Genomic DNA, 19,624 nt, shown 5'->3' on the forward strand with positions numbered 1-19,624 from the left:
AATCAGGACTTCTGATCGGTAAAAAACACCTATAAATTGAGCATAATTTAAAACAAATAATCATGAGTCAGTATAGCCTATTCATAACTATACCGGTCTTTGAAAAACTGGTCTTTGAAACGCATACGACTTAAATAATTAAAGTAAAGGCTTTTCGCTTGCAATCATGCCGTTATTATCTGCATAAATATACATTCCAGAATGTAATGTGAAGCCGCCAAAACTAATTTCGATATCCGTTTGCCCTTCCCCTCTGCGCGTTGATTTACGAGGAATACATCCCAAAGCCCTAACCCCTATGTCCATTTGTGCCAAATCATCAACATCTCGCACACAGCCATAAACCACCACACCAGCCCATCCATTTTTAATGGCAGATAAGGCAATCATATCGCCTAATAAGGCACAGCGCATGGAGCCACCACCGTCAACGACCAGTACTTTGCCTTTGCCATTCGCATCTATACCGTTGCTATTCAGAAGCTCTTTCACTCGGCTATTATCTTCAAAACATTTAACGGTCACAACTTCACCACAAAATTTATCCTTACCGCCAAAGCTATAAAATGCCTTACCGTCAATATTTGACAAGCAGACTTGGCTTTCAGGATTGGCATCTAATAAATCACAGGTAACAAAGTTAGTTTTCGTCATGTCGGTCATAGTCATTCCCTTTTAAATGATTTAGATCTTCTCTTTTACTTAGTTGGCCAAAAATTAGTTGGCCAAAAATGCTTAATGGCATATAAAGAAACGAACAATTTGAGTTACTCTTACCTCTAGATTAAAACTATAGCTGTGTCATCGCAAGCAGTTGTCTATTGTCAAAGATCGTTACATTAGGGGTACTGCGCTTTGTATCGAGGAACTTATTCCGTTCATACAAATTTTGAGCTGTCATAACCATAGCTGCCGCAACAAACTTAGCAGAGATAGGGGTTACCCCTAGTGATTTTGGCACAATGGGGGATATAATTGTAAGCGCTTTTTGTGCTATTGCTTCTACTGGTCTTCTTTTATGTTTACCGAGCAACAATGAAGGTCTAAAAATAAGTAACTCGTCAAATCCCAGCTCAATAATGGCACTTTCAAGCTCTGCTTTCACTCTGCTATAAAAAAAACGGCTATTAATATCTGCACCTAGGGCTGAAAGCAAAAAAAACCGCTCCACACCTTTTGTGTGACATTGTTGTGCGAACTCTAAATTGTAATCAAAATCGACACGCCTAAACGCTTCCTCACTCCCAGCCAACTTTTTTGTTGTACCAAAGCAGGTAAACGCATCCGTATCCTCCCCCAAAGAAATATTACCCATCACTTGTTTTAAATTACTAAAATCTCCCAGCTGATAATATTGCATCTTTGCACACATGAGCTCTGGCGGCTTTCTAGCGATAATTATTAAACTATCATATATCAAACTAAGTTGGCGAACCAATTGTTTGCCCACTAACCCAGTTGCCCCAATTATAATGGCTTTCCGTTTCATATACCTCTCAACCTGTCATCTAGCACTACCTATAAGAGATGCTATTTAAAATAAGAGATGCTATTTAAAATAGTTGGAAACTAAACTCCAAATCATCTCTTTTTTATACAATGCTGTATCATTTTACTTCTTATTTTCATAAACAATATTTACATCGCATTAACTTTCTACTCTAAACATTTTTCGGGTAATGCTCAATCAATAATTAGATATTGAAACCATTTGATACAATACATAGTTATTGCTATAATACGCCGCTTTATAGCAATTCGTCAGTATAATCTTGTTTCTTAAAATTGGGTTTTATAGTTCGATTTTGAAATCGTTAGTTAAACTGGCTTTATATTGTCAACATAATATATTTGTTATAAATCTCCTTGCTATTGACATGGGGTCAATGGCTATTAATCCGTAAGGAGTCTTAAATGCGACATTACGAAGTGGTGCTTATCGTACACCCTGACCAAAGCGACCAAGTTGTCGGTATGGTCGAGCGATATATCAAATTGGTTCAAGACAATGGTGGTATGGTTCATCGTCTTGAAGATTGGGGCCGTCGTCAATTGGCTTACCCAATTAACAAAATCCACAAAGCACATTATGTTTTATTCAACATCGAGTGTAATGGCGAAACTCTATCTGAACTAGAAGAGTTATTCCGTTATAACGATGCCATTATCCGTAATTTAGTTGTTCGTCGTGACGAAGCAATTACTGAGCCTTCACAATTAGCTAAAAGTGCTGATGAAAAGCGTGCCCGTAAAACGCCACGCAGTGATGATGACTCTGATAGCTCTGATATTGATGAAGATGATTCTAACGACTAACACAAGCTTAATTAAGGAGAACTTCCATGGCACGTTTTTTTCGCCGTCGTAAATTTTGTCGTTTTACCGCAGAAGGTATCACGCACATCGATTATAAAGATGTTGAATTATTAAAACAGTACATCAGTGATAACGGTAAGATCGTTCCTAGCCGTATCACAGGCACATCTAATAAATACCAACGTCAACTAGCAACTGCTATTAAACAAGCACGCTTTTTGGCATTGCTTCCCTATACTGACAACCATCAGTAAGCCAAACTAGGAGTGACTCATGCAAGTTATTTTATTACAGCGTATCGTCAACCTTGGTAAGCTTGGCGAAACTGTAGATGTTAAATCAGGCTATGGCCGTAACTACCTTATTCCTCAAGGTAAAGCTTTACCTGCAACACCTGCAAACCTAGAAAAATTTGAAGCTCGTCGTGCCGAACTTGAAGCGATTGAAGCTGAAGAATTAGCCTCTGCTCAAAAGCGTGCTGAAGCACTAACAGACGTTAATGTTATTATGCGCTCTAAGTCGGGTGAAGATGGTAAACTGTTTGGTTCTATTGGTACTCGTGATATCGCTGATGCCTTAACCAAATCTGGTATCGAAGTTGATCGTTCTGAAGTTAAGTTACCTGAAGGCACACTTCGTCAAGTTGGTGAATACAATGTCGATATTCAACTACATCATGATGTATTTGCTAACATTTTAGTCACTATTTTATCCGAAGATGGTGACCTTCTGAAAGCTGCACAAGCTGAAGATGAAACCTCAGAATCTGAAGCTGAGTAATAAGATTTACTTTATATTAGCTTATTGTGCTAATTTTTAAGTAAAAAATATTATTGAGTAATGACTGTTATCGATAAACTATCGTATTAATCAAAGTATAATAATAAAGTCAGCTTCGGCTGGCTTTTTTATTGTATGGATAATTTCCAGCCCAACTTAAAAATGTAATGCATTGTAATTAAAGCAATTCTATACTTGCACATATGCTATATAAGCATATATAATACTTCGTTCTATTGGGGATGTTCTGGCTTCGACGCTGGTGATGAAACCTGATGGTGCATGCCGAGAGTATATGTCCTCTCGTAAATCTCACATATATTGTTATAATTGCAAACGACGAAAGTTACGCTCTAGCAGCCTAAACCCCTGCTTACTCAACTGCCTTTTACCCATAGTAGGTCAGTCGAGTTGAAGCGCACGCATATGGGTTCGCTTAAGTGACTGCCTTAGTTACTTAAGTTCAAACCTAAAGGATCGCCTAATCCAACCTGACTGTCGGTTCGGTGCGGGTTAAAACTATAGACAGAAACTAAGCATGTAGACCCACAGGCGTAATGCTGGCGGACGCGGGTTCAACTCCCGCCATCTCCACCAAACACTTAAAAAGCTCGTCGTATAAATACGGCGAGCTTTTTAATGTCTTTTTTTTAATATTATCTTTTATTTAAAAGGTTGGTTTAATAAGATTCTTGTATATTAACAATTGAGACTATTGTCTCTAGAGTTTTCAAAAGATGGCATTACTAACTTAGAATTAACTTGTAAACCTTACAATGAACAACTCTTTATAAATTAAATGTACCAAAATCAACTAGCTTGTCATTCTCATCGAATGAACATATTGCTTTACTATAAATATATCTATTGAACCCATTTCTTGCATAAAATTTAAAACAAACAATATTATATTTTGTATCGGGATCTGCGCTATGACGGGTAGTTCCAGCATCATAATCGAATGATAGTGGTTCTTTCAGCACCTCTCTCACTGCTAATTTACACTTATTGAAGCGAGCTCTTTCTTCTCTGTCTTTTATGATGTTAGCTGTGACATCTAAACTGCGATAAAGCTCTTTATCTAAAGCACTAGTCTTAGCTTCAACAACTGGATCTTGGTTTACCTCTGCGCTATTGACATGCTCATCAGGCTTAGCGTTATAGAATCTAGGTATGCTTGCTACTAAGATAAGTACGACTATGCATAGCCATATAAGATTCTTAGTTATTTTTTTCATAAGTCGATTGTTTTATTATTAAACATTTGATATCGCTAATTATTATAAATAGAATTTACATTATTTTTGCTGATAGATTTAAAATGATAAAATTTAAAATAAACCAGTCGCTTATCTTGATATACCAACTCTATATACTTCATTAAATTCTGAAAAAGGCCAATATAAATATAGCTGAGGTTCGTAAAGGTGCACCATTATCGCTAACTGTATTTTTATTTATTATAATTTACCGATGACACTTTAAAATACTTTGGTTATAAGCATTACTTATTGAGAAGTGTGTCATAAATAATGCTCGACTCAATATAAGTTAGGATTATTTAGTCTTCAATGTTTGACTCACTCTTTCTTTATGACATTTAGTGCGTGTAATACATATATCAAAAAAACCTAATAGTACTGATTAACTCAGGTTTCTCTTATTAAATTGCCCTAAAGATATTTTTTAAAATGAATTATCAGACATAAAAAAGCGACTCCATCAGCACATCCTCGGCACATATTATTTCTACTACCGTTGCTACCTTCCGGTCCTGGCGGGGTTCATAGAACAATATTGCGAGGCTACCAATGGAGCCACCAGCATGTATTATACACAAGCCTATTAAAATTTCAATATAATTTAGATTTTAAGATATGTCTTTAATATCTGTATGTTCTAAACTATATTTCGTTATTTAAAACAAATAAGAGCTTATTCAATATGCATATTTAACTACCAAAGCAGTGTGCTAAAAATTTTCACACTAATTAGGTTTTAATTTATCCCTAAGCTTGCTACTCTCAATACTATGAAGAAACCTTGAATACGCTTATTTATAGCGTAAAATGAAATAACTTCTAATTGACATTATTTACAAGGATTAAGAGTCATGTCTATTCTTATCAGCAAATTACTACCTAAAGTGGGTTTAATAACTCTTGCAACTTTTGTTGGGGCTTTCGTTCAAGCCGCACAGGCCGAATCTACAGGTTACAATAAAATTAGTTTTAACGCTCAAGCGAGTCAAGAGGTTGAAAATGACGAAGTAACGGCAACTTTATATAAAAAAGCTCAAGCGACAACCCCTAAGCGCCTAGCTACTGAGCTAAACACCGCTATAAATTTGGCAATTAAAACTGCTAAAAAATACCCAACAGTTATTGCCACTACTGGTGCACAGAACACCTATCCAAAATATGATAAAAATGGAAAGATAACGGGTTGGAATGGGTCGGTAAGTGTTAATCTTAAAAGTGATGACTTTCAGGCTGCCAGTAATTTAGTATCAGATTTACAGTCCGCATATGTGGTACAAAATATTCAATTTGGCGTGTCGGAGGTTAAGCAAAATAAAATTGAAAAAGAACTTATGCTCAAGGCCTCTAAAGCCTTTCAAGAGCAAGCTAATTCGATGGCAGAAGCTTGGAATGCGAGTGGATATCAAGTATTAGAAGTATCATTAAATACTAATGGTAATTATCAATATAATCCTATGCCAGTCATAGCTTCAAGCACTATGAGAAGTGAATCCATACCTTCTCAGGATTTTGCTGGAGGTAATAGCAAAGTAACGGTAATTGCTAATGGCTCAATAGAATTAATACCTTTTAAATAAGTGGCTAATTAATCGCTGTCTCGTCCTAAAATATCATCAATCTATTTTAGGATGAGACATATTCTTCCAGAGAACATTATTTATTAACTTAAAATACTGTACGAGTGTGTATTCTGATTTACAGTATGAGCATAAAACCACAAATTGACATCATTTAAGAGGCTTTCTAGTCATAGCTAACTGAGTGTTTTTCTATATATTTTCTATGTTTTAAGGAAGCAATTAGTGAATGTTTGCTAAAGTTAATATTGTTTTGCCATTTCTATACCAAGGCTGCTGAGCATAAGTTATAAATTTTTATGCTTACCAACGCTTGTAAACGTTTATTGGACTTGACGACGTTTATTTCGCATGATATTGCTATTTTGAATAATATAAAATGGCATTGTTGCAGACTTTATTACCTTACCATTATTTGTAACTATATTGACTTCTAGAAGATGGTCGCCAGGGTTAATCTTACTCGTGGGTATACTTGTAGTCTGTCCTAAACCTACCTGCCTGCCATCAACTAATACAATTACTTTATCGCCACCTACCAATGCTGGGATTATATTAACTTGAACATCGATAACCTCTACTGGTTTATGGTAAGCTCTGACTTTTTCGGGAGTGAGTATTTTTATCTTATAATTTGTAGCTTTTAGTTTATTAGACTCATTTTCAACAAATGTGTCATTAATCAAATGGTCATTGCTATCTAATCTTGTATCAGACTCATAATGAGATTGAAAATCTTGCAAACCAATCGCTGAGTTGGCAGCCTGCATTAGTTTTGATAACTCAACTTCTTGAGGGAGACTAACTCTTTCAATCTTATTTTTGTGAATACTTTTGTCAACCATGTCACGCTCATTGGTTGATAATTTATCTGTATACTTTACACTACCATCAGGATTAGTTATTTTGTATATATCTGCAAACCCCTGAGTGCTGGTTAACCCTAGCGATAGAGAAAAAATAATTGGGTAAAATAAGTTTGACTTCATAGAGTTACTCATTTAAAGGTATTTAAGGGTTATATAGAATTCACATATTAGCACTGTCAGCGATTTTGACAAATACCTACGTTCTGCACTTGGTTTCTTTGGAAACTTTTAGACTACTTTACTAGACGTTAATGTCGATCTCTACTATATTCTAATAAACCCTAGAATATCTCAAGATAAATTCAATAAAAAAACCAGCTACCGATAACGATAGCTGGTTCTAATGAATAGTACAATGCAAATTATATTTAAATTATTCGCTACATTAAGTATTTGTAGTCGGGCTTAATTTCCTAATGTCTAGCATTAGCAGCTGTAATACATATCGAACTCAACAGGGTGTACGGTCGTATTTAAACGGCGCACCTCTTCTTCTTTCAATTCAATAAACCCTTCTAACATACTCTTAGTGAATACATCACCTTTAAGTAGGAAATCATGGTCATCTTTAAGCGCTTGTAATGCCACCTCCAAGCTTTCAGCAACTGTTGGGATTGAGCCTTCTTCTTCTGGAGGCAAGTCATACAAGTTTTTATCAGCAGCATCGCCAGGGTGCATTTTATTCTGAATACCGTCAAGGCCAGCCATTAATAGTGCAGCAAACGCTAAGTAAGGGTTAGCAGTTGGATCAGGGAAGCGCGCTTCAACACGCACGCCTTTTGGAGAGTTTACGTATGGAATACGAATAGAAGCTGAACGGTTACGCGCTGAATAAGCAAGCATAATAGGCGCCTCATAATGAGGTACTAAACGCTTATAACTGTTCGTTGATGGGTTAACAATTGCATTTAGCGCGCGTGCATGTTTAATAATGCCGCCAATGAAGAAAAGAGCAGTTTCTGATAGCCCTGCATACTCATCACCTGCAAAGGTATTGACGCCATCTTTAGAAATAGACATGTGAACGTGCATACCAGAACCATTGTCGCCAACGATTGGCTTAGGCATAAAGGTTGCTGTCTTACCGAACTGATGGGCTACGTTATGCACAACATATTTAAATTGTTGCACTTCATCCGCTTTACGAACCATAGTGTTAAACGATACACCAATTTCAGATTGACATGAAGCCACTTCGTGATGATGTACTTCTACACGATCTGGGCCCATGATATCCTCTAAACGCTGACACATGACCGAACGTAAATCTTGTGAGCTATCTACTGGGGGCACTGGGAAATAACCACCTTTTACGCGTGGACGATGCGCCATATTGCCCCACTCGTATTCATTATCAGTCGACCATGCTGCTTCCTCAGCAGTGATACGGTGACGGGCGCCAGACATATCTACTGACCATTTTACATCATCAAATACGAAGAATTCTGGCTCTGGACCAAAATACGCAGTATCACCAATACCCGTTGATTTTAGGTATTCTTCAGCACGACGTGCAATTGAACGGGGGTCACGCTCATATCCTTGCATCGTGGTTGGTTCAATGATGTCACAAGTTACAACCACTGTGGTTGCATCAAAAAATGGATCGACAAATGCCGTTTCTGGATCAGGACGCAAAATCATGTCAGAGGCCTCAATACCTTTCCAGCCTGCGACTGAAGAACCGTCAAACATTTTACCATCTTCTAGTACGTCTTCATCAATGGTAGAAGCTGGATAACTGATATGCTGTTCTTTACCACGGGTATCCGTAAAACGAAAGTCCACCCATTTGGCTTGAGACTCTTTGATTAAATCAAATAATTTGTTCGACATTCTATATCTCCATTAGTTATGTCACATTGAAAGTGATTGTATTTTTATACTGTTTTAAACCTCATTTACTTTAAGATTCCTTACCAGTATTGTCATGTCACATCATGATTTTTGGGTATAAGAGGTTGACTCATAACGGCTTAGTGTAAAGCGTAATCATTTGCTATTATCTTAAACCTTATTAAGTATAGGTTACAGCGCACAAAAATCATAGTAGCAATTAAAAACACGCTATTGGCAACTGATAACGTCCACAGGCACGATGCCTTATTGTCGGCTTTTGACAGTGTAATACACCTTTATGAAATTGATATATGCAACTCATATGCCATATTAGATCTTATCGATAAAAATGATTTATCATGAAAAATACGAGGTTAAAAACGCAGTTTAAGCACAGATTCGAATGCAACATTTTTAAATAAAACCAAAATAGTGCATGGTCAAAAGGTCTATCTGCACACTTATAGTGCATGTGCATTAAATATGGGCATAGATAACCCTATATTTGCGACTAATTTTTCCAATAAAGGTAACCATTAAGTTTATATCAGAGGACAGAAAAATATATTTAGATAATATGTAACAACTATTAAAAATGATAAGATATTACCTTTTAAATTGAATCTGGTATCTCATCAGTATGGTTTTGCTATTAGATAATTACGACAGCTTTACATACAACATAGTTCAATATCTTGAAATATTAGGCGTCGAGGTTGTTGTATGCAGGAATGATGCTATCGATATTCAGGATATTATAAAGATGCAGCCACAAGGTATTGTGCTTGGCCCAGGTCCGGGGACTCCTGATGAGGCAGGCTTAACGTTAGCTTGTATATGTTATTTTACTGGAAAACTACCCATGTTCGGGGTGTGTCTTGGACACCAAGCTATAGCTCAGGCTTTCGGTGCAAGAATTGTAAGGGCTCAGCGAGTGATGCATGGACGAACATCAAGCGTGTATCATCATCAAGCTGGTGTTTTTAAAGGATTATCTAATCCCACTAATGTGACGCGCTATCATTCACTAATTATTGACAAAGCAACCTTGCCTGACGCCCTTGAAGTGACCGCTTGGACACCCTTAGCAACTTCAAACAGCCAAAAAAATGATAACGTTGTTAATGAGATAATGGCAATACGCCATAAAAAGTTTGCCATTGAGGGTGTGCAGTTTCATCCTGAATCTATTTTAAGTGAATCTGGACTGCATCTATTTAAGAATTTTTTAATAGTAAATAATTTGATATAAACAAGATTTTGTGATTTATCAGGCTACTATTAAGCTAAAATCAGCTTATGCCTATACATTATGAGCAAATACCCTTAACCATCACGCATATTCTATCAATCATCTATATTATGCAGCCAAAGACGTGCTTTAAAAAATACGCTTAAAAGAATATGCTATTTAGTTAACATAATAGATATGAGTAAAAGACCTCAATAGCGATACTGTTGATAACACGACATAAATAGCCTAACTTACCCAGCTTTGGTTCCACCACAGCCTTATTACTCCAACATTCTAGAGTTAAATATTATGATAGCCTTACCCGTATCTACAACCGTAAATATGACAGATGAACAAATACACAACCTTCTAACCACTGCACTAGAACGCATACTAAAACGTATTGACCTTACCCAAAAAGAGATGCGAGAAGTTATGTCTATCATCATGGAAGGTCGCTGTCCTGATGCCATGATGGGTGCCTTATTAGTGGGTTTGAATATGAAGAGTGAGTCCATTGATGAGATTACTGCTTCTGCCAGTGTCATGCTAGATTTTGCTAAAAAAGTTGATTTAGAGGGCTGTAGTCATCTTGTTGATATTGTCGGTACAGGCGGAGATGGCAGTAACTTATTTAATGTATCAACAGCGTCAGCTTTCGTTGCAGCAGCAGCAGGTGCCCACGTGGCTAAACATGGAAACCGCGGGGTTTCTTCTAAATCGGGTAGTTCAGATTTGCTCGACCAAGCTGGGATTAACTTAAATGTTACGACAGATCAGACCCGCCAGTGTATTGAATCACAACATATTGGTTTTCTCTTTGCGCCAAACCATCATCAAGCTATGAAACATGCCATTCCAATTCGTCGTCAACTTAAGGTGCGTACTATCTTTAATATTTTAGGGCCCCTAACTAATCCCGCTGGGGTTAAAAGCTCGGTCGTTGGTGTCTTTACTGATACATTATGCGAACCGCTTGCTTACGTCTTAAAGAATCTAGGTGCCAATCATGTGATGGTCGTAGGCTCAAAAGATGGTCTGGATGAGATTAGTCTCGCCACCAGTACCAAGGTCGCTGAACTAAAAGATGGCGAGGTCACCGTTTATGATATTTTCCCTGAAGACGCTGGTATAGATTCACAAACCTTAGTGGGTTTAAGTGTTGATTCTTCTCGCCAAAGCCTCGAACTTATTATCTCCGCTCTTTCAAGCAAAGAGGATAATGACTATGGCATTCATCCCAATAAGGTATCGAAGGCGCGTGATATGATTGCATTAAATGCAGGTGCTGCGATTTATGTGGCAGGACTAGCAAGTAACTTTGCTAATGGTGTCAATCAGGCACAAACGATCATCCAAAGTGGCGCTGCCCTAAAAAAATTAAATGATTTTGCAAAATTTACCCAGTCTTTTAACAATGCACCTACAAATAATCAGTAAGGTAATCCTTGTTAGAACAAATAATTCTTAAACCTATATTCAGTAAATCCATTAAAGACCTGAGCTAATTATGACAAACCAAGCCATTCCCTCTATCTTAAAAAAAATCGTTCTAACCAAAGAGAGGGAGGTTGCAGCGGCAAAACAAACTAAAGACCTAGCCTCGATAAAAGAAGAAGCCTTGGCACTTTATGAAAGCCAAAAAGTGCCAAGACGCGGATTTGCTATGGCTTTACGCCTAAAACAAGCTGATGGTTTAGTTGCTATCATCGCTGAAATTAAAAAAGCATCGCCATCAAAGGGGGTTATTTCTCAGAACTTTAATCCTACCAAAATTGCTAAGCAATATGAGAAAGCTGGTGCTGCTTGCTTATCTGTACTGACTGATGAACAGTACTTCCAAGGCCATTCGCAATATCTGACTGAGGTAAAACAAGCCTGCAATTTACCTGTACTATGCAAAGACTTCATGATTGATGCTTATCAGATTTATGAGTCTTACCTAATGGGTGCTGATTGTATATTATTGATTGTGGCCTGTTTAAATGATGAAAAATTGTATGATCTGCACCGCATTGCTTGTCAACTTGGTATGGATGTATTAATTGAGGTACATACGCAACTTGAGATGCAGCGGGCATTAAAACTACCAGAATCAAAGCATAATATATATGGCATCAACAATAGAGACTTAAACACTTTTGATACAAACCTTAACACCTCTATCAAGTTAAAAGCATTTATTGATGAGCATAATCATGAGAAGATTGAACACCCTCTCTCTGATGACTATTTACTCGTTACTGAGAGTGGCATTCATAATGCAAATGATATTGCTCTCATGCAAAACAACCATATCAACTGCTTCTTAATAGGTGAACAGTTTATGAAAACAGAACGCCCTGGCGATACACTTAAAGACTTATTAAACCAAATTGATTAAATGACCACTCAATAAATGTAGTTAATAATTTAATGCAGTCAGCGGTGTCAGTGTGTCAGTTACCTCGCACTCTCTTTCTAACACTATTTTAGGTTGCTTTGTTAGCTTACTTTGATAGTTACGGGTTAAAGCGTATATACTAAGATTTCGAGCTAAATACACTACATTAATTTATGATGACTTATTTTTACCAGATACTCATTTTTTTACCAGATACTAAATCAAAATCCGTAGGATATGAAACGACCACAACCTTTGATTGCAAACCAAGTCCTGTAAGTTGGATAAGTTTGATAACGTAGGGCAATTTTTGCAAGAGATATCAATTATTTAAAGCGATACGTATTATTATGTCAAATTCTCTATTTTCTAAAGAAGTTCAAGAACAACTAAAAGACCTTAAAAGTGAACTAAGTAAAGGGCGAGCAACCGCCTCAACTGATCCTCAAAATGAAAAACCCACTGAACCTGTTTCACTGCCAACTCAAAAGCAGGTTAATAAAACAGTTAGGCAGCTTGACAGTGAACATATTGACGATGATAAGGTTTTATTTATGCAAGCAATGGCTGGGGTTAAACCTATTGCAGACAATAACACCATTTCAGATGTGGCAAAACCGAAAGTCACTAAGCCAGACGCAACCACCTTATCAAAACGTGCCGCTGCACAAGGGGAGGATGCTGAGCTATTAGATTCAGGATTATCTGATATGCAGGCCTTGCTAAACCCTGTTAGCGGCGATGCCTATTTAATGTATAAAAAAACCACCCTACAAAACAAGGTGTTTAATCAGCTTAAACAAGGGAAGCTACGCTGGTATGATGCCGTAGATATCCATGGTTGTACCATTGATGAAGCACGTATAGCAATGACGAAGCTTATTGCTCAAGCAAAATCTAATAACGAAACTGTGGTAAAAATTGTCCACGGTAAAGGGGTTGATGCCGTTCTAAAAACTTGCGTCAATGGTTGGTTACGCCAATTACCTGAAGTATTGGGCTTCTGTTCTGCGCCGCCTAAAGATGGAGGCAATGGTGCTGTGCTTGTACTGTTGAAAAAAGATAAGTCTGATAAATGACTAACCACATTGATTTCAAAGAAATTTTAGCACGCTGTTAGAGCCTCGTCAGAAAGCTATTAGGTAGCTAATAGCAAATTATAGGTTTTTAATTTATCCACTTATGACTTAAAAGCCCCTCATTGCAGAGGGGCTTTTACCAACTTTAATCTGATATGAGAGAGGACAAGGTAATTTTACAATAAGTACTTTCAAGAAAATTACTTTTGCAACAAGTAGTTTTACGTTAATGAAGCTTGATGGTTAATCATTTCCGGCCTCACTCATGAGATTTGGCTGCTTTGATGCATATGACTGCTTTGATTCGATAGTAATTTGTTGTGCAGGGAGTGCATGTTCTACAGCGTAGTTTTCAACCTCTTTTAGTATGTCAATTATGAGCTGCGATTGCATTTCATAAAACTGCTTCAGTCCATCACTGGCATAAACATAAGCACGAATCTCAATCATCATTGAGTCTTGTCGTAGCTCAGCAATCCTCACTTGATTCCATTCAGAGTTTGTAAACTCATGATTTATAATAAATTCATTCATCCCTTGCAAAAAATGTTCTATAGTCTCCGCATCAACATTTCTTTTAATATAAATATTATGCAAGAAATGATGCATGTCTCTAGAAGTAAAGTTTTCGATAGACATTGATGAAAAATCGCCATTGGGCACAGTGACAACCGTACGGTTCATTGTTTTGATACGGGTCGAACGTATCCCGATATCAATAACCGTTCCTTCCAATTCTCCAAACTTACAGTAGTCCCCCACTCGCACTGGCTGATCTGCAACGACAACGACGCTACCCACCAAATTTTCAATCATTTTTTGTGCACCAAGTGCCAATGCTAAACCACCAACACCAAGAGCAGCTATCCCTGTGGTTAAATCAAAACCTAAGTTACCAAAAATAAAAATTGCCGCTAAAATCAAAAATAATGCTTTTACCAACTTTCTTAGTAAACTTAATATTGACACTCGCTCAGTGTGATTTCGCTTATAACTTTCGCGTTCAGCTCGATTAAAAACGGCATCTACCACACGCAGTAATAACCACGTTAGCGCAAACCAACCAACAATATCTTTAATTCGGTTGACAGGATCTCTTACTATCACTGAGACACCAGTGTAAACCATAACCTCATAAAGTATGATTGATGTAATAACTAAAGATAAAGGTAAGATGAATTTTGCATCGAAAGGTAATGGCTTTTTACGTACCGATGGATAATAACTCTTTAATACCAAATATAGTAGCCCAACAATTAGGTATGAGACGGCCACACAAAATAAAGCCAAAAAAATGACGGCCATAATGTCAGCGAAGTTATAGCCAGCAATTGCCTTACCTTTTAATGGCTCTAAAGTATATCTATCAATAATAGAGCTTTGCTGCGATAAATCAGCATTTTTAATAGCATTAACTGTCTCTGATGATATTTGCCAATATTTATTACCATGCTCAGCAGTTTTTCGCACCATCATTAAATCAATGAGCTGATCATCTACAGTTATGGTGCCTATTTTTTCTCTATGTGGAGGAAGCTTATCTGCCAAGTTACCTGCTGGATCATTGCTAATTTTTAACTCATTATTCAGTCGCCCTCCTGTATCCAAAGCCAACTTAATTTGACGCACTAGCTCCACTGAATTATCACTTGACTGCAACTCTAAGTAATTCGATGCTAATGATTCGTCATTTTGCGATAATGAATTGATGAATCCTTGAATTGTACTGCGTGGTGTCTGACGGCCAAAAGGATCTATTATATCGGCAGAAGATGCTACTGCTGTATCTTGAACGGCTTCTTCTGCATAAGCATTAAATGAAAATAGCACTCCCAATACAACAAAAGCCCTAACCAAAAAGGTCTTTATCCATATAAGTAAAGACGAAATAGAGCTATTTTTAGGACTTATGCTTAGGAGGTTAATATATAGCTTCTTTTCTTCCATATCGGTAGACTTATCCAACGATATTTTCGATGTTTTTTGCATATAAATATCAACTCTTTAATGGGGTTTAGTCTGAAGTATCCGTTTAATGACATTTAAAGTTCTAGTGTTAGTTTCTATATTAATTTTTTAGAAAATAAAAGGGTTTATACTCCAATATTATCTCATTAATGCAATCAAATAATAATTTATCTTTAAGGAGGCTCATTAGTAGAAGCTGCTAAACTTTTAAAGTTAATAGGTCATTGAGTAATATTGTATAGCTTTAAAAAAATAGTCGCATCATGAAAGCGATTAATCTAAACATGAAAAAAACTCGTCATATTAGCAATTATTTCAATTAAAATTCCCTCATAATATGTGTTACTGATTTGTAACTTTTTCTTAATATAGCTAACTAGATTGTAGGCCACTCAATGAAAATTCTTCACACTTCGTTATATAAAAGCATATATAAACATCTAAATAAAAGCACGATTAGTCTTAACTCTCAAGCACTGTTAAAAAATTCTGCATTAGCCATTACTGCATCCGCAATAGTGACCTTGCCAGCATTGGCACAAGATGAACTAAATTCACAGATGCCTAAAGTTACATTACCGACAATCATAGTTACCGCAATGCGGACCCCTACTACGATGAATAATACGATTGCGCAAACCCGAGTGATTGATAGCGAAGAATTAAAGCGCTATCAAGGCCAAAGTGTTTTAGATGTTATTAATCGTCAATCTGGTATTAACATTAATCGTAGTGGCGGAATGGGCACAACAAGTAACTTTTACATGCGAGGTTTCGATAGCAAGCAAGTTTTAATTTTAATTGATGGCACTCGCTATGGTTCAATTAGTACTGGTCAACCTTCTTTAAGCTTATTACCTGCTGATCAAATAGACAGAATAGAAGTGGTGTATGGAGCTTCAGGATCAAGTATATATGGTTCAGACGCTATGGGTGGCGTTATACAAATTTTTACTAAAGATGGTTCGAGTGTTCAAGGTAACACAGGCTCAGTTACTGCTGGAATAGGTTCAAACAATCATTATAATGTTGGTGCTACGGCTCAGTACGGCAATGATACAAGCTCTTTAAGTTTAGGAATAAGTCGTACTAAGACAGATGGCTTTAACGCTATAAAAAACCCCAGTTCTAGTGACTTTTATTCTGATGACGATGGATTTGAATCCAACAATGCTAGTTTAGCACTCAAGCACAAGTTTTCTAACAACTTAAGCGCGGGTATAAAGGCTCTATATGCAGATTCGACAACAGATATCGACTCTGGAGGGAGTGCATTTCCAAACGCTTATTCTGATCAGAAAAATGGGGGTATAAACGGTTATTTTGAGCATCAAACAGAGTTAACGACAACTATTTTAAGTTACGGGCAAAGCTTTGATAAAACAACTTCTCATGATGCAAACTCTATTGACTATAAACTGGGGGGTAAGTTTGATACCACACAAAAACAAGCACGTTTAGAAACTAGAGTCAGTGCCCAACCTGGTACAGCTATTGCCGGTGTTGAATGGTTGTCACAGGAGCTAGACGCTTCTGATGTACGAGATTTTTCAAACTATCCGAAGCCACCTGTAATTACCGCTTACAAACCCAATGACAGAAGGGTAAAAAGTGCTTTTTTGGGTTATCAGTTAGCCGATACTCATTATGACGCTCAAGCCAACTATCGTATCAATGATTATTCTAATTATGGTAATAAACATACCTATAACTTTGGCTTAGCTATCAAGCCTACTGAAGGATTTAGAGTGGGTGCTAACCATGCAACTGGGTTTAGAGCACCTACTTTTAATGATTTGTATTGGCCCGGTGGATCAAACCCAGATTTAAAACCTGAAACCAGTGAGACAACTGAGCTTTTCTTGGAGCTCTCCAACGATCTACAGACCACTCGTTTAACAGGCTATCATACAGATACTGAAGACTTAATTACGAGTGGTCGAAATATTGGCAAAGCTAAAATTAAAGGAATCAGTTTAACTTCTGATTGGATTTATGACTCATTATTATTCGGTTTTGGCTTCGACCATCTTAAAGCTAAAGATGATACTAAAGGCTCAAAAACTTATGGAAAACAGCTAGATCATCGCCCTGAGAATAGTGCTTTGTTATATCTCGGTTATCAAAAACCTCGTTTTGACGTGCGTTTAGAAGCTAAATATAATGATGAGCGCAACTCTGAAAGCGCAAAAATAAAACTTGATAATTATACTTTAGTTAATTTAGCAGGTAACTATCATGTTACCCCTAACTTATCTGCGGGTTTAAGGATTGATAATCTTACTGATGAAAACTATACGCTATCCAACCAATATGGTAATGAATACGCCACAGAGGGCACTAATTACTTTGGTTCACTTACTTATAGTTGGAAATAAACTAACGTTATTTAAGATTCTAAGCAAAAGGCCACTCAATTGAGTGGCTTTCTTATTTATACCTGCTTAAGAGGCAAGTTCTCTGGAAAATAACTACGCAAATAAGCTATCGCTGCAATTATTGCTTCATCAACCAACTCTTTAGTAATTCTACCATTTCGTCTATATGACATGGTAAATACACTATTAACAATGTTATAGGCCACTAAAAATAAATTATTAATATTATCAAGCTTGGGGATATCATAGTATTCCGTTAGTTTCTTTAAGATTAGAGCAGTAATTTGTCCATCAATTTCAACCCCATAATCATCGCCCTCAAAATCAGGCGTATTGGTCTCGTAAATTAATTTTGCCTTGGTAATGTCTTCAGCAAAAATATCTACCCCTTTTTGCATAACTGCTTTAACATATCCCTGCCATGATCCGCATTCAGCAACCTCTACTGTTTCGAGGGTGTCCAGTATTTCAATAGCATTTAGAAAACGCAGCGCTAAGAAAATCGCTTCAATATTTGGAAAAAAATGATACGCAGAAGCCCGAGGAATATCCGCCTTTTCACAAACATCAGCTAGAGTAACAGCATGCACCGGCTGAGTCTCACATAGCTCCTTAGCTGCCATCAAAAGTTTTTGGCGTCGTACTCTGCCTTGCTTACTGGTAAATTTGAATTTATTCGGTACTAACTTCTTTGCTAAATCAGAATCTACCAAAATATCTTCAATGATATCTTCACGAACGTCAAACATAATAAAACTCTTTAAATATAATTAAAAACTAGCTCATAAGGCCTATAGTCTCATAAGGCCTATAATAGTGTATGCAAATTTACCAACGATACTGTGCGTAGACTAGTAAAGGTACATTTAAAAACAATATCGAGTAAAAACAATATCGAGAGTTATAAGCCACACTTTATTGTAACTTGATTTTCGCTCGTACTATACCATGATCAGAAAATCTGTCTGCATAGTCACTTTTTAAATGGTCGTTGAAATAATCGACACGTTCTACTTCTCCAAGGGAATACTTACTATCTACTAAGAATTCTTCGGAAACAAACAACTGATCTATCACTTCTGGCATACCTTGGTAAAGATGGGTATAAGCAACATCTCTCATCCACCCATAGCTTGTTTGTACTCGAGCCGCATCAAACAATGCAACATCACGCATTGACTTATCATAAGTAACTTCACTTGTTTCAGCCAAGAGCTGTGTTGTGACACTATCCGTTACATCATTCATATCTCCCAGTAGAATGAGAGGATGATCGGTGCGGTAAAGTTTATCTATAATATATAGTCTTATTGAGGCTGCTTCAGCCGCTCTCATACACAAGCTTCTAAGCTTAGCACGCACTCTTAACAACGGATCGTCATAATCTTCCAAGCGCCTTCCCTCTTCATCACGCAAATAGTGAGGACGTTTACTTTTTAGATGGGCAGTCATTACCGTTATCGACTGACCAAACACATCTATTGTTGCTACTAACGGCGGACGGTTAAATTTCTCATAAAGCCCCTGATCGGGAATATCTATGACCGCTAATGGATTTAAGTCAGTTAATATCTCCCAGTGGCTAACTTTAAAGCGAGATATCAACCCTAAAGCAGGTGTATGCTGTGCACCGCGGCCTAAAGTAAGCAGATTGGTACTATCATTACTTGCCAAAGGTGCTAGAGCTTGTGACGGTTCGAAGCCAAGCTTCACTGCAAGATCTTGTAGCGCCTTTTCATCCCAAACCTCTTGAAAGGCATAGATATCCGCTCTGGCGTTTTTTAATAAAGCAGAGAGACCATTTACTTTATGTTGGTATTGCTGCTCAGTATATACATCCATGTTTTTATAGAATACCCGATTAGGGAGAGCCAAATTAAGCAAATTACTGGTAGCAATATAAAACTTTTTATCGTGAATAGGGTTATTTTTCATTTAT

The 19,624-nt window shown here is 37.1% G+C and carries 17 protein-coding genes and 2 other RNA genes; 10 read left to right on the forward strand and 9 right to left on the reverse strand.

The window, feature by feature from the left end; all coding sequences use genetic code 11:
• Window positions 1–138 precede the first annotated feature (138 nt).
• Together rraA and AC2SLL_RS01805 are read right to left on the reverse strand one after the other, a co-directional pair.
• A complete protein-coding gene (gene rraA, locus AC2SLL_RS01800; protein WP_486530173.1) occupies window positions 139–654 on the reverse strand; it encodes a ribonuclease E activity regulator RraA in 516 nt (171 codons plus the stop codon).
• 136 nt (window positions 655–790) lie between these two features.
• Window positions 791–1,489, reverse strand: a complete 699-nt coding sequence (locus tag AC2SLL_RS01805) for a Rossmann-fold NAD(P)-binding domain-containing protein (protein WP_486529969.1) — start codon at window positions 1,487–1,489, stop codon at window positions 791–793.
• A 425-nt stretch (window positions 1,490–1,914) separates the two neighbouring features.
• Here AC2SLL_RS01805 and rpsF point away from each other — a divergent pair, with 425 nt between their 5' ends.
• The 4 genes from rpsF to ssrA all read left to right on the forward strand — a co-directional run bounded on the left by rpsF (window position 1,915) and on the right by ssrA (window position 3,693).
• Window positions 1,915–2,316 (forward strand): 30S ribosomal protein S6, encoded by a 402-nt coding sequence (gene rpsF / locus AC2SLL_RS01810; RefSeq protein WP_486529970.1) that lies wholly within the window; start codon window positions 1,915–1,917, stop codon window positions 2,314–2,316.
• Between the two features lie 26 nt (window positions 2,317–2,342).
• Window positions 2,343–2,570: a 30S ribosomal protein S18 gene (rpsR, locus tag AC2SLL_RS01815; protein ID WP_486529971.1), complete on the forward strand. Its 228-nt coding sequence runs from the start codon at window positions 2,343–2,345 to the stop codon at window positions 2,568–2,570.
• A 19-nt stretch (window positions 2,571–2,589) separates the two neighbouring features.
• A complete protein-coding gene (gene rplI / locus AC2SLL_RS01820) occupies window positions 2,590–3,096 on the forward strand; it encodes a 50S ribosomal protein L9 (RefSeq protein WP_486529972.1) in 507 nt (168 codons plus the stop codon).
• 238 nt (window positions 3,097–3,334) lie between these two features.
• Window positions 3,335–3,693, forward strand: a transfer-messenger RNA (tmRNA) gene (ssrA, locus tag AC2SLL_RS01825).
• A gap of 191 nt (window positions 3,694–3,884) precedes the next feature.
• Here the strand turns inward: ssrA and AC2SLL_RS01830 are convergent.
• Together AC2SLL_RS01830 and ffs are read right to left on the reverse strand one after the other, a co-directional pair.
• Window positions 3,885–4,334, reverse strand: coding sequence for a hypothetical protein (locus tag AC2SLL_RS01830; RefSeq protein WP_486529973.1), 450 nt, complete (start codon window positions 4,332–4,334; stop codon window positions 3,885–3,887).
• 479 nt (window positions 4,335–4,813) lie between these two features.
• Window positions 4,814–4,910, reverse strand: an RNA gene (gene ffs / locus AC2SLL_RS01835) — signal recognition particle sRNA small type.
• 299 nt (window positions 4,911–5,209) lie between these two features.
• Here ffs and AC2SLL_RS01840 point away from each other — a divergent pair.
• Window positions 5,210–5,935 (forward strand): SIMPL domain-containing protein, encoded by a 726-nt coding sequence (locus AC2SLL_RS01840; protein WP_486529974.1) that lies wholly within the window; start codon window positions 5,210–5,212, stop codon window positions 5,933–5,935.
• A gap of 323 nt (window positions 5,936–6,258) precedes the next feature.
• Here the strand turns inward: AC2SLL_RS01840 and AC2SLL_RS01845 are convergent, their stop codons facing one another.
• Together AC2SLL_RS01845 and glnA are read right to left on the reverse strand one after the other, a co-directional pair.
• Window positions 6,259–6,924, reverse strand: coding sequence for a hypothetical protein (locus AC2SLL_RS01845; protein ID WP_486529975.1), 666 nt, complete (start codon window positions 6,922–6,924; stop codon window positions 6,259–6,261).
• A gap of 306 nt (window positions 6,925–7,230) precedes the next feature.
• Window positions 7,231–8,640, reverse strand: coding sequence for a type I glutamate--ammonia ligase (gene glnA, locus AC2SLL_RS01850; protein ID WP_486529976.1), 1,410 nt, complete (start codon window positions 8,638–8,640; stop codon window positions 7,231–7,233).
• 643 nt (window positions 8,641–9,283) lie between these two features.
• On the opposite strand from glnA, the gene AC2SLL_RS01855 reads away from it, so the two are divergent.
• The 4 genes from AC2SLL_RS01855 to AC2SLL_RS01870 all read left to right on the forward strand — a co-directional run bounded on the left by AC2SLL_RS01855 (window position 9,284) and on the right by AC2SLL_RS01870 (window position 13,339).
• Window positions 9,284–9,895: an anthranilate synthase component II gene (locus AC2SLL_RS01855; protein WP_486529977.1), complete on the forward strand. Its 612-nt coding sequence runs from the start codon at window positions 9,284–9,286 to the stop codon at window positions 9,893–9,895.
• Window positions 9,896–10,186: 291 nt separating this feature from the next.
• Entirely contained in the window at window positions 10,187–11,317 is a 1,131-nt protein-coding gene (trpD, locus tag AC2SLL_RS01860) for an anthranilate phosphoribosyltransferase (RefSeq protein WP_486529978.1), read from the forward strand.
• A 70-nt stretch (window positions 11,318–11,387) separates the two neighbouring features.
• Window positions 11,388–12,260, forward strand: coding sequence for an indole-3-glycerol phosphate synthase TrpC (trpC, locus tag AC2SLL_RS01865; protein WP_486529979.1), 873 nt, complete (start codon window positions 11,388–11,390; stop codon window positions 12,258–12,260).
• 350 nt (window positions 12,261–12,610) lie between these two features.
• Window positions 12,611–13,339, forward strand: a complete 729-nt coding sequence (locus AC2SLL_RS01870) for a Smr/MutS family protein (RefSeq protein ID WP_486529980.1) — start codon at window positions 12,611–12,613, stop codon at window positions 13,337–13,339.
• Window positions 13,340–13,582: 243 nt separating this feature from the next.
• Here AC2SLL_RS01870 and AC2SLL_RS01875 read toward each other — a convergent pair whose 3' ends face one another.
• Window positions 13,583–15,328, reverse strand: a complete 1,746-nt coding sequence (locus AC2SLL_RS01875) for a mechanosensitive ion channel family protein (RefSeq protein ID WP_486529981.1) — start codon at window positions 15,326–15,328, stop codon at window positions 13,583–13,585.
• A 374-nt stretch (window positions 15,329–15,702) separates the two neighbouring features.
• Here AC2SLL_RS01875 and AC2SLL_RS01880 point away from each other — a divergent pair, with 374 nt between their 5' ends.
• Window positions 15,703–17,685 carry a TonB-dependent receptor plug domain-containing protein gene (locus tag AC2SLL_RS01880; RefSeq protein ID WP_486529982.1) on the forward strand — a complete coding sequence of 661 codons (1,983 nt, stop codon included), beginning with the start codon at window positions 15,703–15,705 and terminating at the stop codon, window positions 17,683–17,685.
• 56 nt (window positions 17,686–17,741) lie between these two features.
• Here AC2SLL_RS01880 and AC2SLL_RS01885 read toward each other — a convergent pair whose 3' ends face one another.
• Both AC2SLL_RS01885 and AC2SLL_RS01890 read right to left on the reverse strand, forming a co-directional pair.
• Window positions 17,742–18,434 carry a TetR/AcrR family transcriptional regulator gene (locus AC2SLL_RS01885; protein WP_486529983.1) on the reverse strand — a complete coding sequence of 231 codons (693 nt, stop codon included), beginning with the start codon at window positions 18,432–18,434 and terminating at the stop codon, window positions 17,742–17,744.
• Window positions 18,435–18,600: 166 nt separating this feature from the next.
• Window positions 18,601–19,620 carry an endonuclease/exonuclease/phosphatase family protein gene (locus AC2SLL_RS01890; protein WP_486529984.1) on the reverse strand — a complete coding sequence of 340 codons (1,020 nt, stop codon included), beginning with the start codon at window positions 19,618–19,620 and terminating at the stop codon, window positions 18,601–18,603.
• Window positions 19,621–19,624 lie beyond the last annotated feature (4 nt).

The organism is Psychrobacter sp. CX97 (genome assembly GCF_057396285.1).

Excerpts from the sequence above, each read along its gene's own strand:
- AC2SLL_RS01840 (WP_486529974.1), top strand. The coding sequence starts at position 5,210 with ATGTCTATTCTTATCAGCAAATTACTACCTAAAGTGGGTTTAATAACT.
- AC2SLL_RS01830 (WP_486529973.1), bottom strand. The coding sequence starts at position 4,334 with ATGAAAAAAATAACTAAGAATCTTATATGGCTATGCATAGTCGTACTT.
- AC2SLL_RS01870 (WP_486529980.1), top strand. The coding sequence starts at position 12,611 with ATGTCAAATTCTCTATTTTCTAAAGAAGTTCAAGAACAACTAAAAGAC.
- AC2SLL_RS01890 (WP_486529984.1), bottom strand. The coding sequence starts at position 19,620 with ATGAAAAATAACCCTATTCACGATAAAAAGTTTTATATTGCTACCAGT.
- AC2SLL_RS01855 (WP_486529977.1), top strand. The coding sequence starts at position 9,284 with ATGGTTTTGCTATTAGATAATTACGACAGCTTTACATACAACATAGTT.
- trpD (WP_486529978.1), top strand. The coding sequence starts at position 10,187 with ATGATAGCCTTACCCGTATCTACAACCGTAAATATGACAGATGAACAA.
- AC2SLL_RS01885 (WP_486529983.1), bottom strand. The coding sequence starts at position 18,434 with ATGTTTGACGTTCGTGAAGATATCATTGAAGATATTTTGGTAGATTCT.
- rraA (WP_486530173.1), bottom strand. The coding sequence starts at position 654 with ATGACGAAAACTAACTTTGTTACCTGTGATTTATTAGATGCCAATCCT.
- trpC (WP_486529979.1), top strand. The coding sequence starts at position 11,388 with ATGACAAACCAAGCCATTCCCTCTATCTTAAAAAAAATCGTTCTAACC.
- glnA (WP_486529976.1), bottom strand. The coding sequence starts at position 8,640 with ATGTCGAACAAATTATTTGATTTAATCAAAGAGTCTCAAGCCAAATGG.
- AC2SLL_RS01875 (WP_486529981.1), bottom strand. The coding sequence starts at position 15,328 with ATGCAAAAAACATCGAAAATATCGTTGGATAAGTCTACCGATATGGAA.
- AC2SLL_RS01805 (WP_486529969.1), bottom strand. The coding sequence starts at position 1,489 with ATGAAACGGAAAGCCATTATAATTGGGGCAACTGGGTTAGTGGGCAAA.
- AC2SLL_RS01845 (WP_486529975.1), bottom strand. The coding sequence starts at position 6,924 with ATGAAGTCAAACTTATTTTACCCAATTATTTTTTCTCTATCGCTAGGG.
- rplI (WP_486529972.1), top strand. The coding sequence starts at position 2,590 with ATGCAAGTTATTTTATTACAGCGTATCGTCAACCTTGGTAAGCTTGGC.
- rpsR (WP_486529971.1), top strand. The coding sequence starts at position 2,343 with ATGGCACGTTTTTTTCGCCGTCGTAAATTTTGTCGTTTTACCGCAGAA.
- AC2SLL_RS01880 (WP_486529982.1), top strand. The coding sequence starts at position 15,703 with ATGAAAATTCTTCACACTTCGTTATATAAAAGCATATATAAACATCTA.
- rpsF (WP_486529970.1), top strand. The coding sequence starts at position 1,915 with ATGCGACATTACGAAGTGGTGCTTATCGTACACCCTGACCAAAGCGAC.